The organism is Winogradskyella sp. (assembly GCF_028282165.1).
In the GTDB taxonomy this organism is placed as follows: domain Bacteria; phylum Bacteroidota; class Bacteroidia; order Flavobacteriales; family Flavobacteriaceae; genus Winogradskyella.
This window is the reverse complement of sequence record NZ_JANQIM010000045.1, coordinates 24,578-39,204: the sequence shown is the minus strand read 5'-3', so window position 1 is coordinate 39,204 and position 14,627 is coordinate 24,578. Positions and strand designations below refer to the sequence as shown.

Sequence of the window (14,627 nt, the reverse complement as noted above, 5' to 3'; positions counted from 1 at the left end):
GGATTATAGCTTTACCTACACTATTGGCAGTATGCCGAGATTGGATCTGAAGATCGACAAACGGTTTTCTGCCGTAGACGATGGTGTAAGTACGTATTTCTATATCGACAATGTATTGGCGACTACCGGTACGCTAGGTATCATTGAGGAGAACAATTATTATCCCTTTGGCCTGAAGCACAGGGGGTACAATAACAACGTTTCGGCCAATGTGAATAGCGTGGCGAGCAAGTTTGGATTCCAAGGACAAGAAACCCAAGACGAATTGGGTCTTAATTGGTCTTCATTTAGATGGAGGAATGCAGACCCAGCCATTGGAAGATTCTTTAACATTGATCCTTTAGCTGAAGAGTTTCCGCATAATGGTGTATATAACTTTTCAGAGAACAGAGTGATTGATGCAATTGAATTAGAAGGTCTTGAAAAGGTTTCGGTTCATTTAGTGATGGAAGTGACATTAAATAATAGTAATACTGATACTAACAATACATTTGATGTGATAGCTACCGCGACTTTAGATATTGGAAATAACAACCACATCAATTATAGTGTTGCATTACCTGATTTAGGGTCTACAGTATTTGGAGATTGGTCTGAGAAAAATGGCTTATCATCTTATGCTCAAAATTCAATTGACCATAAAAAATATGATGGAATATTAAGAACTGGAATTGGAATACCTGATTTCTTTGCGGAAGCTGGTTTGAAAAGTGCTATTGAGTCATTTAATTCTGAGAGAGAAAGTAATGAATCAGCAGAAGATGAAGGAGTCGCAGATTTGGTAAATTACCTTTTAAATTCTGGTTTACAGCTAATTGAATCGGATATAATGGATGTCTTTTATTCGTATGATGGTAGTGAAACCACAGGTACCGACGAAAATGGTAATAAGACTAAAAGAAAATTTACTCACACTTACACAGGTCGTGCAGATAATTTGGAATTTACAAAAGAAGGAATTAAATTTAAGGGTACTTTTATAGTGCGATATACAGAAGAAGAAACAACAACAGAGGATGATGACTAAACAAAAACTAATCAGGTATTCTATCTTATTAATAGTAGTTGTATCAATGTCAATATTTGGGTTTTATTATTATTTAGGACAGAAAGCGGGTGATGCTTTTAAGGAAGCAGCTATAGATGCTTCAGAAGCAAAGGAAAGCTGGAAAGATAAAGGTATTAATCCTGTTGATTCAATAAAACAGAAAGTAATCAAACAAATTGATTCTTTAAATGAAGAATCTAAAATTAAAGATAGTATTAGCGATACAGATTAATTTTATTGTTTGAAAAAAACTGACAAAAGGATAGGCATAACGTCTGTCCTTTTTTTATGGTGTAAAGTTTGGTGGTTGGTGATTTTGGGAGTATTATATAGCATCAAAAATCCATTTGAAGTTCTCAACATTTCTATTGTAGTCGTTTTTCACTTTCTCAATAATTGATTTTCTATGTGCAGAACCTAAGAGAAATAGTGCATTCTTAGGTTTAAATTTCATTCCATAATCGTTAATATTTTTCAGCATTGTATTTTCTCTTTTCTCATGAAGGTCTTTCCATAATTTATACGTTTTTGACAATTCTGGTTCGTTTATTTGTTTGACCATATTTTTTTCTAATAGTTCGATGTGATCAAATAGATTCATGCACTCTTGACTGTTCAGGTAGGGAAACCCATGCTTATGAGTTAGGATTTTATGTTGGTATATTAAATTTAAATAATCAGGATTGTTGTCAAATATGCTTAGGGTATTAGATATTTTATTTTTTAGCTTCGCATCTAAGACACCTATACTTTTTATGTCCACAGGTATGTGGGGAATTGGTTTTTTTTGAACATATTTATTAATTGCCTTGGCTTCTAGGGAATTTTTTACATGTTTCTGATAAAATTCTCGAAAATGATCAGGTGGAAGCTCTTCATAAATGACATCAGGAGATATTTCATCGATTATCTTAAACAATTCGTTAGAATTACATAGTCCCTTTTCTTTATGGGTAGTTCCAATAAGTGTAATTTTATGAGCTGTCATAGTTGCTTTAAACCAATGATTTAAAAAGATAATGCTTCATTCATGCAGGAATAGGATAATAACAAATAAATATAAGTTTCGAAAAAACATTATTTGTTTGATCTAAAACTTCCAAGAAATAGACCTCCTAAAAAAGCGAGCAAACCAACAGCAACAATCTTTTTTGCATTAGATTGATTTGCAATAGCATTATTTTTTGAGAACAATGTTGTAGTTTTTACACCAATCTTATAATCATATGAAAGCCTTTTCATAGGGTCTAATAAAGTATCTTTGGCTTCATTAATCATTTTGAACATTTCATCTGAGGCTTTAGAGCCTTTATTCTTATCGGGATGATAATCTTTTGCTTTCGCTTTATAAGCGCTTTTTATCTCTTCATCATTGGCATTACTATTAACGCCTAATAACTCATAAAAATTCTTCATGATAACTAATTAATATTTAAATTATTAAAGCATAAAAAATGCCAATTTATTGAAACTGACAAAGAGACATCATTGAGTGTGCTCATTTCATCCGATCGAGTGGGTTTACAATGCGCACAATAGTCACTAATAAAAGGATAGGCATTAATGTCTGTCCTTTTTTAATAGTGTTGATTTTTAGCGATAAGATAATGTTTGTTTTTTAAGTCTTTTTATTTAAATATCCTCTATTCCTCAGCAGAACGATTTTCGTAATCTCTAATGCTTTCAATTGCAATACCAACTTGATCAAGGAAAACTTTCTTCAAATAGGATATATCTTGATTGTGATTAATTCTTTTATGCCTATTAACACCTAACCTTGAAAGAATTTCATTAAAAATTAAATCCGTTCCATCCTGCAGATAATAGTTCGAAAATAGATTTATTTCTTCTTTTACAAACTGTATCCAAATCTTATTACCATTTTTTGAAATTGAATATTTATAAACTCTAGTGTTTTCCCAATTGAAAAGGCCACTTTTACTTATTTCAATATCTTCATCAAAATTTAGATGAATTTTATCTAGTTCTTTTCCAACTGAGTTTAATTGAGATAAAACTTCATTTTCTATGTTTTTATATTCATTGACTAGTTGCCGTACTTCTCTTTCGTTATTAAAGATAATCTCTCTTAGTTCTTTTGACATATTTAGTGAGTTTTTACCAAGAAATTTGAATTCAAGATATTTCTTAAATTCCTTCAGGAAATACGAAACATTATCAGCTTCGCATTTTATTAACCAGGTATTAATTAATGGAATTAAATCTTGCTTATAGCTAATAACTTTTAGCTTGTTTTCATTATATAATTTTTGGCTTAATTCTTTATCAATACTTTTTTGAGAGGGTTTGGTTCCGTAAGGATTTAAATAGAAAAGAATGTAATTACCTTTGCTACTTTTTTCTAAGAATGTTGAATAATCTTTCAGCTGGTTATTTTGATCATCAGCCCAAATTTTATTTTCTATTCCAATTGTCAACCCTTTAATTTTGATATAGATATCAAGTCTTCTCTTATTGGTTATGATTTTTTCACAAATATTTACTACTTGGTCTATCTCAATCCTTTCATTTGTAAATGATTTTATGAATTCAGATAAAAAAATATCACCTTGACCATGATTTTGGTTTACGTCCAAAAAATATGCTAGTATTTGGCTAATTTTATTCTCTCCAATAGAAAAGAATTGAAACAAATTGAAATCAAGAGCTAACTGCTTATTATATTCTTTTTTAAATCTAAGATGTGCATCAATTTGTGATTGTACAATAAGTAAAATTTTTTTGATGTTTATAACTTCTAAATCCATTCTTATTTTGAAGTTTATTACTAACGGTTTCTGCTACGAATAGTTACGTTGTTTAACGGTTAATTCAGCAAGTACATACCAAACTGAAAATCCACGCGTATTTTCAGAAGTAGGCTATGACCTGCAATTACTTTATAGCGATTGATATGCATAGTTATCTTTCGTGATTATAAAAAGTTTCGATTATTCCATTTGTATTTATATGAATTTCATAATAATCCCCATTGAACCTTATTAGTCTATCTCCAAATCGACTAAATCTTTTATCAGGATGCTTAACAAAATGACTATTTATGTCATCTTCTAAAAGATGAAGACAAGAATTAATTAAATCTTTAATATCTGATAATTCATATGGCATTCTACTCTTTGCAACATTGTTTTGACCAATGTTGCAAACCTTACAATGTCTGAAAACAACGTGCATAAATCCTTTGAAGTCTAAAACAACTTTTGGTTTTGTTCCATAAAGTACAATTTCATCTTCATATCTAACACCAATTTGAATTAGGCCAGCATAAAGTCTTAGATGTTCTTTAAGTTCAGATGGCTTCTTAGGGTCAATACCTGCTTTAACAAATTCGTGTTCAACTATTCTCTTCGCAAATTCAAACTTATCTTTTAGGACTTGATCCGAATAATTTTTTGTTTCTCCAATATCAAATGAAATATCCTCTACAAGAAAATTAAATTCAACTTTTCTTCTTTCAACTATCTCACTATGAATATATTTTGAGTCTGTTTCGTCGATACTTAAAACTTTTTGGATAGCAGACATTTTCAACTTCTCAAAATCAATTAAATAATCGGCACTGTCTATTCTTCTTTTGAATAAATTATAAAGCATCTTTAAAGCCGATAGTTCATCCAAATCATTTGAAATTCTTATTGCGATTGGTTCATTTAGTTTCTTTTTTTTCTTATTAAAGTAAGTTGGATTGTGTTTATAGGCATAATAGCTGATATCAAAAATATCGATATTATCAAATCCTTCTGTAAAAAGTAACTTAACTTGTTGTTCAGATAATTTATCTTTTAGTAAAGTTGTAAATAAAACTTTTCCGTCAGTCTCGTATTTTACTCCTGAGTTTAGTTTGATTTTTAATGATCTTCTTTCCTTTTTTGTGTAATAAAGAAGACCTGTAATCATCTTACCATATTTTAGGTAGCTATTTGTATTTTGTTTAAAAATTATAGTTACGGTAAAATCAAATTGACCTACTTCAAAATACAATCTTTCTCTTGACCATTTTCTGAAGTTTTTGGGGCTAATTAACCCATTGGTTTTTCTAGTTCTTAGCCTTGTCTTTCCATAAGATTTTTTCGTTCTTTTTCCCTTTTTAGTTTTTTTATCTCCTTTCCCCATTCCTAGTTTTAAATTCCCTAATTATATATAACGGTATTGTATATGACTTGTAACGAAGTTATGAATTATATGCGTCGTTGGGTATTATTTATATTAGTCTAATTTTTCCCAATTTCTCAATAGCTCAATGGTGGTAGGTTGTTGATTTTCATAAAAAACATCAACTACTCGGTAGTGTTTTAAAATAGGACACGACACCGTATGAGAACTTAAATAATTGAAAAACAGTAATTAACATTTCTGTTAGTTACTGTTTTTCTTTGTTCATTTATATATTGGCAAAAGAGAAAATCTTTTAGAACCTGTAAAATACGGGTTTTGTGAATCGTTATGTTTTAAATTAGGACATGGAAAAAATACATTGTCCTAAATGCTCAGGTTTATCTGTGAAAAATGGATTTCAAAATAATATTCAACGTTATAAATGTAGAGTTTGTAATAAGCGATTTCAAGGCAGTTATATTTATAAAGCATACAACTCTAATACAAATGATTTGATCAAGAATCTACTTAAAGAGGGTTGTGGTATTAGAAGTATCTCAAGGATATTAAATATTTCTTGTTGTACTGTTCTTTCCAGAATGCTTAAGATTGCTAAAAGTATAAAGCCCCAGACCTTTTATAAGCTTGGTCTTAAGTTTGAGGTTGATGAGTTATGGACGTTCATCAAACGAAAAGACCATTTTACTTGGGTTACTTATGCTATCGAGAAAGAAACAAAACATGTTATTGATTTCTTTGTTGGCAGTAAATCAAAGGAAAACATTAAGCCATTAATCCATAAACTTCTACTACTTCAACCAGCAAGGATTTACACTGATAGATTAAATATTTACCCAAGTTTAATTCCAAAAGAAATTCACAAACGCTTTCAGTATTGTATTAATAAAATTGAGAGAATGAATTTAACTTTAAGAACACATATCAAAAGATTAAGTAGAAAAACCATTTGCTTTTCTAAAAGTGAAAAGTATCTCGAAGCACATCTGAAGATTTATTTTTGGGGATAGTTGCTGAAAAGCATATGTTATAATTAAAATATGGGCAAAATCTATTAAAGCTTTTAGTTCTTACCAAAACACTATTTTATTTAGAGTTTGAAACCAGCTTTCGACCTGTTTAGTTTCGGAAGGGATTTTAAGAGCTCTAACCATAACTTCTCCATTTTTTACCTTTAACCAATCTAAATCTGATAGGGCTTCTAAATCATCAAAAAAAGGCTTCGCGTCACGTTTCGTTCTATTGGAGTATATGATAAGTTCTTCAGTTTTTTTAATTACGGCAAGACCGTTTAATTGACCTAGAAGCCTGTTGGTAAAAGAATTTTTTCTAATCTCAAGTCTGTCTCCAGTTCGGAGACCCATAGTTCTGGCTTTCATTTTTATGATTGAGGAATAAGGAGATGTCTGAGGAATAACACCTGTAGTTACATTCTCCATTTTTTTAGTTATACTAATTTCAACAGTCTTAAAATCATTAATGGTGCCTGTGAGGTTACAACTTATCCCATAGGGATGTATTAACCCCGATATTTTCAAATTATTTGCCATAGCATAGTTTTCCCATGCATTACCTAGAGCAATAAAATCAGATGCCCAAGGCGTATTGGGGTTAGTTCCAGATTGTATAATTATATGGTTCATAAGTAGATATATATTAACAACATACCCCGATTGCAATTAGTAACAATGTAAGTTATTAAAATTGTTATTAGGTGCACTTTTCTTAGTTCAATACTATATAAGTAACAGATAAAAGCATACGACAACCTTAGTTTACCAACCTCCTGAGGCACCACCGCCACCGCCACTTCCGCCTCCAAAGCCACCACCAAAGCCACCACCTCCAAAGCTGCCTCCACCAGAACTACCACCCCAGCCACCAAAGCCGCCAGATGAGCTTCTTTGGTAACTACCGCGTCCCATATTACTAAGGATAATAGCTTCTAGAATACTTTGGGCATCATTATTTCTACGTCCTCCACGACCACCGCGACCACCACCTCGGCTTTTTGATATGGCGATAATTAAAATGACAAACACGATAAATAGAAAAACAAATACACCAAAAGGAAATTCGTTAGAGTTACTTTGACGTGTCCCTTGATACTCACCTTTCATCACTTCAAAAATGGCGTCGCTGGCACGGTTAAGGCCACCGTAATAATCGTTTTGTTTAAAATAGGGAATAATGTCTCTGTTGATAATGCGCTTACTCATAGCATCGGTGAGTAAGTGTTCAATACCATAGCCAGTATTAAGGCCTATTTTTCTATCGTCTTTTGCCAATAAAATTAAAATTCCGTTATCCTTGTCTTTTTGACCAATTCCCCATTCTTTCAACCATTCTGCACCTAAGAAGTTTATGTATTCTCCCTTTGTAGAACTAATAATGACAACTACGATTTGTGTTGAAGTGGTATCCGAATAGCGAATGAGCTTTTCCTCTAAGCTGGTTTTTTGAGAGGAGCTTAATAACCCGATCTCGTCATAGACACTTGTTTGGAATTCTGGAATCGGCGGAATTTCATATTGAGCAAAAACAATTGAGGGACTTACCATGCAAATGGCAAAAACCAGCTTAATGGCTGTATGTTTTAGTCTTTTCATTAGCCCTTGGAAATAGTATTGTCTAATTCATTGCGATCGCCATGTTCCCAGGGAAAATGTGCTGAGAGTACCTTGCCTGCTTCGGTAATGCCATCGATTAAGCCTTGTTTAAAGAGGCCTGATTGAAATTGGTGTGCAATTTTATCTCTGGTGGAGTTCCAAAAATTAGTGCCCACCGCATTATTGATGCCTTGGTCTCCAAAAATGACAAACGTTTTATTATCAACAGCCACATAGATCAGTACGCCATTTCTTTGAATGGTATTGTCCATTTTAAGCAAATGAAATACGTCTAATGCGCGTTCATAGACATCGATGTCGCATTGCTGCTCGATATGCACACGTATTTCTCCCGAAGTTTCACTTTCGGCAATACGAATAGCTTCAACGATTTCCTGCTCTTCTTGTGTGGTAAGGAAATCTTCAATATAGGGCATAGCTAAGTTTAATTGAAATTGAATTCTACATCTACGGGCTTTTCTGCGCCATCTTCAGCTTCATAATATCCCATTTCATCAAAACCTATAAGGCCTGCAATGAGTTTGGCAGGAAACTTTCTTACATAAGAATTATAGGGTCTAACCGCATCGTTAAACCGATCTCTGGCAACATTGATTCTATTTTCAGTGCCTTCTAATTGGCTTTGTAGTTCTAAAAAATTCTGATTGGCTTTTAAATCTGGATATCGTTCTACGGTAACTAATAATCGTGATAGTGCACTGCTTAAACCACTTTGTGCTTTGTTGAATACCGCTAATTTTTCAGGTGTAAGTTCGCCAACGTCGCTAATGTTAATTTCTGGCTTTGAGGCTTCACTTCGCGCTTTTATGACAGCTTCAAGCGTGCTTTTTTCGAAATCGGCAGCGCCTTGCACGGTTTTTACCAGATTTCCTATGAGATCATTTCTTCTTTGGTAGGAACTTTGAACATCTGCCCATGCTTCCTTTGTGCCTTCCTGTAAATCTACAGCTGTGTTATTTACATTAAATCCCCAAAAGGCAATAACTACAATTATTATAATAGGAACTATCCATTTTTTCATGACTGATTGATTTTAAAGTTGTGTTTTTATTTTGATTAACTGTGCTTTTATACGTTCTAGCTTTTCAATGATTTCAAACTTTTCCAAAGACTGCTTCTTTTCTTCTTTAAGATGAATTTTGGCGCCTTCTAAAGTAAATCCTCTTTCCTTTACAAGATGATAGATGAACTTTAAGTTTTTAATATCCTCTGGTGTAAACTTTCTATTGCCTTTGGCATTTTTCTTTGGCTTAATGATATCAAACTCCTTCTCCCAAAAGCGGATTAATGAGGCATTGACGTTAAAAGCCTTGGCCACTTCACCAATGCCATAGTAACGTTTTTCTGGTAATTCAATATGCATATTAATCGAGGGATTGGTTTTCTAATGATGCTTTTCTCAGTAATTCATTAAACTCAGTGGCCGATAAATTACCGTAATAGAAGTTTATGGGATTGATGCGTTCTCCATCCTTAAAGACCTCGTAATGTAAATGTGGAGCCTCGGATCGTCCTGTACTGCCAACATAACCAATTAAATCGCCGCGTTTTACACGTTGGTTAACTCGTACATTGTACTTGTACAAATGTGCATACAGTGTTATGTAACCGTAACCGTGATCTATACGTATGTGCTTACCATAACCAGATGCCCGGTTATCGGCACGCTTTACCACGCCATTTCCCGTAGCATATACTGGTGTACCACGTGGTGCAGTAAAATCCATACCAAAATGAAACTTTCTCGCCTTTGTAAACGGATCCGTTCTAAAACCATAACCAGATGCCATACGTGTTAAATTCTCATTCCTTACAGGCTGTATCGCTGGTATAGCTTCTAAAAACTTTTCTTTATTTTCTGCTAGTTTGGCAATTTCGTCTAAAGATTTTGATTGTACTACTATAGCTTTTTCAAGAATATCCAAACGCCTGTTGCTTTCTGCTATTAATTGCGAATTATCATAACCCTCAAACTTTTTGTAACGGTTAATACCGCCAAAACCTGCACGTCGTTGTTCCTCTGGAATTGGATTGGCTTCAAAATACAATCGGTAAATGGCATTGTCGCGTTCTTCGACATTTTCGAGGGCTGCAATGGCATCATCCATACGTTTGTTGAGCAGTTGGTACTGAAGTTCCATATTCTGTAATTCCCTAGCCAATTCCCGTTCTTTTGGGGATTGAACATAGCTGTTTATGATAGCAAAAGACAAAAACCCGAATAATCCGGCACCCAAAAGAAAAACGATAGCGTATTTAAGAGTAGTCGCTTTTTTACGTTCTATTTTACGGTAAGAAAGCGTATCAGCATCATAATAATATTTTACCTTAGCCATGTTCTAATTTATACTATTTTTGCAGAAAATATGTACTAAATATGTTCTGCAAAAATTGCTCAACTTTCAAACCTACAAAAATATTTCCATTTTAAATTTAATTAATAACAATTGAAATATTTGGAGTAGGCTCTCTCTGACCATAAAATTAATTAAAAAAATGACAGAGAATATATAAAGATTGTTTTGCAAATGTGGTAATATTAACGATACTAGCTATAATTTCAGTATATGACGTCTCAAGAGATTAGAACTAAGTTTTTAGAGTTTTTTAAATCAAAATCCCACCTCATTGTACCATCTGCACCTATGGTGACAAAAGACGACCCAACCTTGATGTTTGTTAACTCTGGTATGGCACCTTTTAAAGAATATTTTTTGGGAAATAGCGAACCAAAAAGTAGTCGTATTGCAGACACCCAAAAGTGTTTGAGGGTTTCTGGGAAGCATAACGATTTGGAGGAAGTGGGCTATGATACGTACCACCATACATTGTTCGAAATGTTGGGCAATTGGAGTTTTGGAGACTATTTTAAGAAAGAAGCCATTGCTTGGGCCTGGGAGTTACTCACCGAAGTGTATGGTATTGATAAGGATATCTTGTACGTTACTGTTTTTGAAGGTAGTGATGATGAAGACAATCTTCCGATGGATCAAGAAGCATATGACCTTTGGAAAGCTATTGTACCCGAAGATCGTATTCTTATGGGCAACAAAAAGGATAACTTTTGGGAAATGGGAGACCAAGGTCCTTGTGGTCCATGTAGTGAAATTCATGTAGATATTCGTTCGGCAGAAGAAAAAGCCAAAGTTAATGGCAAGGATTTGGTAAACATGGATCATCCGCAAGTTGTGGAAATTTGGAATCTGGTGTTTATGCAATACAATCGCAGAGCCGATAAAACCTTAGAAAACCTTCCTAGTAAGCATATCGATACCGGAATGGGCTTTGAACGCCTTTGTATGGTGTTGCAAGGTGTCACTTCTAATTACGATACCGATGTGTTTATACCAATTATTAGAGAGATTGAAGCCATCACCAATAAGGAATATGGGAATGATGAAAAAGTGGATGTGGCCATTAGAGTGATTGCCGACCATGTTAGAGCAGTAGCGTTTTCGATAGCAGATGGACAATTACCAAGTAATACGGGTGCAGGTTATGTCATTAGAAGAATCTTACGACGAGCAGTGCGTTATGGGTTTACATTTTTGGACAAAAAAGAACCTTTTATTTATCGTTTGGTTGATATTCTGACCAAAAAAATGGGGAAAGCCTTTCCTGAGCTTAAAGTCCAAAAGCAACTGATTGAAAATGTAATTAAAGAGGAAGAATCGTCATTCTTGAGAACCTTAGAGCAAGGCTTGGTTTTATTGGAATCCATTCTAAGAAAGAAGGACGCAAAAGTAAAAGTGACAGGGGTTTCGAAAAGAATGACAAAAGAGCAGTTGCTTATTGTTTCTGGAAAAGAAGCATTTGAATTGTATGACACTTATGGATTTCCGCTAGATCTAACACAATTGATTGCAGGAGAAAGGAATTTTACTGTGGATGAAGAAGGTTTTGACATAGAGATGGAAAAACAAAAAAATCGTTCACGTAAAGCTAGCGAAACATCGACAGATGATTGGACCATTTTGGTTGATGATGCAGAACAGGAATTTATAGGCTATGATATTCTTGATGCCACTGTTAAGATTACCAGATACAGAAAAGTCACTTCTAAAAAAGATGGTGAGATGTACCAATTGGTATTTAATTTAACACCTTTTTATGCTGAGGGCGGTGGACAAGTTGGCGATAAAGGCTATTTGCAAGACCCTAATGGTGATGTAATTTACATTTTAGATACAAAGAAAGAGAATAACATCATTATCCATTTTACCAAAAACCTCCCCAAAGATCTTAATGCAACCTTTAAAGCTGTTGTGGAGGGTAAACAACGGTTTAGAACCGAATGCAATCATACGGCAACACATCTTTTGCATCAAGCCTTAAGAGAGGTTTTAGGGACTCATGTGGAACAAAAAGGTTCTGCGGTACATTCGAAGCATTTACGCTTTGATTTTTCGCATTTTTCTAAGCTTACGGTTGAAGAATTGAGGGATGTCGAAAATTTTGTTAACGCCAGAATAGATGATAAGTTATTGCTTGAAGAGCAGCGAAACATACCTAAAGACATAGCGATTTCAGAAGGGGCGATGTCTTTATTTGGTGAGAAGTATGGTGATACGGTAAGAACCATTCGCTTTGGGCAATCCATAGAGCTCTGTGGTGGTACACATGTTAAGAACACGGCTGATATTTGGCACTTTAAGATTGTATCCGAAGGTGCTGTTGCAGCTGGGATACGACGTATAGAGGCCATTACCTACGACGCTGTAAAAGATTTCTATTTTGAAAATAATAGAGCCTATTTTGAGATAAGGGATTTACTTAATAATACAAAAGAGCCTGTTAAAGCGGTTAAGGCCTTACAAGACGAAAATTCAGATCTTAAAAAGCAAATTGAGCAATTATTAAAGGATAAAGCCAAAAATGTAAAAGGTGAATTAAAAAGTGAAATCACCGAAGTTAACGGTATCAACTTTATTGCTAAAAAAGTTGATTTGGACGCTTCTGGGATTAAGGATTTATGTTTTGAGCTGGGAGGTGAAGTCGATAATTTGTTTGCGCTATTTGGAGCTGATACCAATGGGAAGGCCATTTTATCGTGTTATATTTCTAAAAACCTCGTTACAGAAAAAGACTTGAACGCAGGGCAGATTGTAAGGGAACTTGGTAAATACATCCAAGGTGGTGGCGGAGGACAAGCCTTCTTTGCTACCGCGGGAGGTAAAAATCCAAGTGGAATTGATGAGGCTTTGAAATTGGCTGAAGATTATTTGAAGTAAAAGATAATATCTTGTTAAAACACAAAACAAAATGAGAATAAAGACAATTACTTACATCGTTTTATTTTTTCCTATCATTTTGTTAGGCCAGCAGTTTCCAAGTCCACCTACTCAAAGTCAAATCAATAACCATATGATGCAACAGCAAGAGTTTTGGCAGCGAGAACATTCTGATGAACAGGTGTTGTGGATGATGCGTTATATTCAAACAAATGAACAAAAATTGGAAAGAGAGGAAAATAAAAAAACAAATCTCGAAATTAAGATTCAAAGGATGTATGATGTTTTATCGGATTTAAAAGATGAAATTTTGAAGACTAAAAATACAGATGACCTGTCTAACAAAAAGCTTCAAAAAAGAATTAATAGATTAAATAGTAGGGTAGATAAGACAAATAGTAAGATTGAGAAAGCCATTAAAAAATTGATTACTTCAAAAAACAACATAAAAGATTTAAAACATAAAATTGAGGAAGAAAAAATCAGACTGGAAGAGAAGAAGAAAGAAAAGGAATTGAAAAGGCTTGAACGAGAAAAGAATAAAGAAAATAAAGGATAGTATTTAGACAACGCAATTTATATTAGATTAGAGCAACATTTGATTGATAATGTTTTCTTGTCAAGAATATGAACCTTCAAACCCAAATATCACTACAACCACAGAAGTTTAATCAACTCGATTATAACTCTAAAGCGGTGTTGTTAGGGTCTTGCTTCTCAGAAAATGTAGGTGCAAAGTTTATGTATTTTAAGCTTCAAGCTACAGTCAATCCCTTTGGGATTTTATTTCATCCTTTGGCTATTGAAAACCTTATCACAAGAGCAATTAATTCGGACTACTATTCTGGTGATGAACTGATTTTTCATAGCGAACAATGGTGTTGTTTGGATGCCCATTCAAAATTAAATAAAGCCACTCAAGACGATTTGGTAAACGAACTAAATATGCAAATCGATAGTACGCTTTTGCAATTAAAAAGTGCCTCACATATAATCATCACTTTAGGAACAAGTTGGGTTTACAGGCATATTGCTTCAGAGAGAATCGTTGCAAATTGCCATAAAGTACCACAAAAACAGTTTTCAAAGGAGTTGCTATCTGTAGACACGATTTTGCAATCACTCGGAGCCATGGTTGCTTTAATTAAAAGTGTTAATCCAAAAGTAAACTTCATATTCACAGTATCACCTGTTCGACATTTAAAAGATGGCTTTGTGGAGAATACCAGAAGCAAATCGCATTTAATAGCGGCAGTTCACCAAATGGTAGACCAAAGGCAACAATTGCATTATTTTCCGTCTTATGAGATTATGATGGATGAACTAAGGGATTATCGTTTTTATGATCTAGACATGCTCCACCCAAATCGTTTGGCCATTGATTATATCTGGGAAAAATTCAGATCCATATGGTTATCCGAAGAAGCTAAAAAAACGTCTAAAATCGTTGCCAACATTCAAGCAAAAAAAGCACATCGGCCATTTAATCCTGAGTCGGTCGCTCACAATGAATTTTTGGCAAAATTAGCGTTTGATATTGAGACTTTACAAGCTAAATATCCTCATATTTCTTTTTGATTAATA

General features: G+C 33.9%; 16 protein-coding genes. 6 read left to right on the top strand and 10 right to left on the bottom strand.

Annotation, left to right across the window (positions count from 1 at the left end; genetic code table 11):
- Together Q0972_RS17040 and Q0972_RS17035 are read left to right on the top strand one after the other, a co-directional pair.
- Positions 1–1,027 (top strand): RHS repeat-associated core domain-containing protein (locus tag Q0972_RS17040; RefSeq protein ID WP_299368287.1); only part of this gene is annotated, 1,027 nt, incomplete at its 5' end.
- Positions 1,017–1,280, top strand: a complete 264-nt coding sequence (locus Q0972_RS17035; protein ID WP_299368284.1) for a hypothetical protein — start codon at positions 1,017–1,019, stop codon at positions 1,278–1,280. The genes Q0972_RS17040 and Q0972_RS17035, both read left to right, overlap by 11 nt.
- 93 nt (positions 1,281–1,373) lie before the next feature.
- Here the strand turns inward: Q0972_RS17035 and Q0972_RS17030 are convergent, their stop codons facing one another.
- From Q0972_RS17030 to Q0972_RS17015, 4 genes are all read right to left on the bottom strand, one after another.
- A complete protein-coding gene (locus Q0972_RS17030) occupies positions 1,374–2,036 on the bottom strand; it encodes a hypothetical protein (RefSeq protein ID WP_299368281.1) in 663 nt (220 codons plus the stop codon).
- A gap of 89 nt (positions 2,037–2,125) precedes the next feature.
- A complete protein-coding gene (locus Q0972_RS17025; RefSeq protein ID WP_299368278.1) occupies positions 2,126–2,464 on the bottom strand; it encodes a DnaJ domain-containing protein in 339 nt (112 codons plus the stop codon).
- Between the two features lie 227 nt (positions 2,465–2,691).
- Positions 2,692–3,816, bottom strand: a complete 1,125-nt coding sequence (locus tag Q0972_RS17020; RefSeq protein ID WP_299368275.1) for a PD-(D/E)XK nuclease family protein — start codon at positions 3,814–3,816, stop codon at positions 2,692–2,694.
- A 154-nt stretch (positions 3,817–3,970) separates the two neighbouring features.
- Positions 3,971–5,182: a 30S ribosomal protein THX gene (locus Q0972_RS17015; protein ID WP_299368272.1), complete on the bottom strand. Its 1,212-nt coding sequence runs from the start codon at positions 5,180–5,182 to the stop codon at positions 3,971–3,973.
- Positions 5,183–5,529: 347 nt separating this feature from the next.
- Here Q0972_RS17015 and Q0972_RS17010 point away from each other — a divergent pair, with 347 nt between their 5' ends.
- Entirely contained in the window at positions 5,530–6,192 is a 663-nt protein-coding gene (locus tag Q0972_RS17010; protein ID WP_299368269.1) for an IS1 family transposase, read from the top strand.
- Positions 6,193–6,252: 60 nt separating this feature from the next.
- On the opposite strand, the gene Q0972_RS17005 is transcribed toward Q0972_RS17010, so the two are convergent.
- From Q0972_RS17005 to Q0972_RS16980, 6 genes are all read right to left on the bottom strand, one after another.
- Positions 6,253–6,825 (bottom strand): hypothetical protein, encoded by a 573-nt coding sequence (locus Q0972_RS17005; protein ID WP_299368267.1) that lies wholly within the window; start codon positions 6,823–6,825, stop codon positions 6,253–6,255.
- Positions 6,826–6,957: 132 nt separating this feature from the next.
- A complete protein-coding gene (locus Q0972_RS17000; protein WP_299368264.1) occupies positions 6,958–7,791 on the bottom strand; it encodes a YgcG family protein in 834 nt (277 codons plus the stop codon).
- Positions 7,791–8,228, bottom strand: coding sequence for a TPM domain-containing protein (locus Q0972_RS16995; RefSeq protein ID WP_299368261.1), 438 nt, complete (start codon positions 8,226–8,228; stop codon positions 7,791–7,793). The genes Q0972_RS17000 and Q0972_RS16995 overlap by 1 nt, the downstream gene beginning before the upstream one ends.
- An 8-nt stretch (positions 8,229–8,236) precedes the next feature.
- Entirely contained in the window at positions 8,237–8,833 is a 597-nt protein-coding gene (locus Q0972_RS16990; RefSeq protein ID WP_299368258.1) for a LemA family protein, read from the bottom strand.
- A gap of 12 nt (positions 8,834–8,845) precedes the next feature.
- The gene (locus Q0972_RS16985) at positions 8,846–9,175 is read right to left on the bottom strand and encodes a MerR family transcriptional regulator (protein WP_299368255.1); all 330 of its coding nucleotides are present in this window, start codon (positions 9,173–9,175) and stop codon (positions 8,846–8,848) included.
- A gap of 1 nt (position 9,176) precedes the next feature.
- Positions 9,177–10,148, bottom strand: coding sequence for a M23 family metallopeptidase (locus tag Q0972_RS16980; protein WP_299368253.1), 972 nt, complete (start codon positions 10,146–10,148; stop codon positions 9,177–9,179).
- A gap of 231 nt (positions 10,149–10,379) precedes the next feature.
- On the opposite strand from Q0972_RS16980, the gene alaS reads away from it, so the two are divergent.
- The 3 genes from alaS to Q0972_RS16965 all read left to right on the top strand — a co-directional run bounded on the left by alaS (position 10,380) and on the right by Q0972_RS16965 (position 14,621).
- Positions 10,380–13,043, top strand: coding sequence for an alanine--tRNA ligase (alaS, locus tag Q0972_RS16975; RefSeq protein ID WP_299368251.1), 2,664 nt, complete (start codon positions 10,380–10,382; stop codon positions 13,041–13,043).
- 31 nt (positions 13,044–13,074) lie between these two features.
- Entirely contained in the window at positions 13,075–13,602 is a 528-nt protein-coding gene (locus Q0972_RS16970; RefSeq protein WP_299368249.1) for a hypothetical protein, read from the top strand.
- A gap of 68 nt (positions 13,603–13,670) precedes the next feature.
- Complete coding sequence (locus tag Q0972_RS16965; RefSeq protein ID WP_299368247.1) at positions 13,671–14,621, top strand: GSCFA domain-containing protein; 951 nt, start codon at positions 13,671–13,673, stop codon at positions 14,619–14,621.
- Positions 14,622–14,627: the final 6 nt, after the last annotated feature.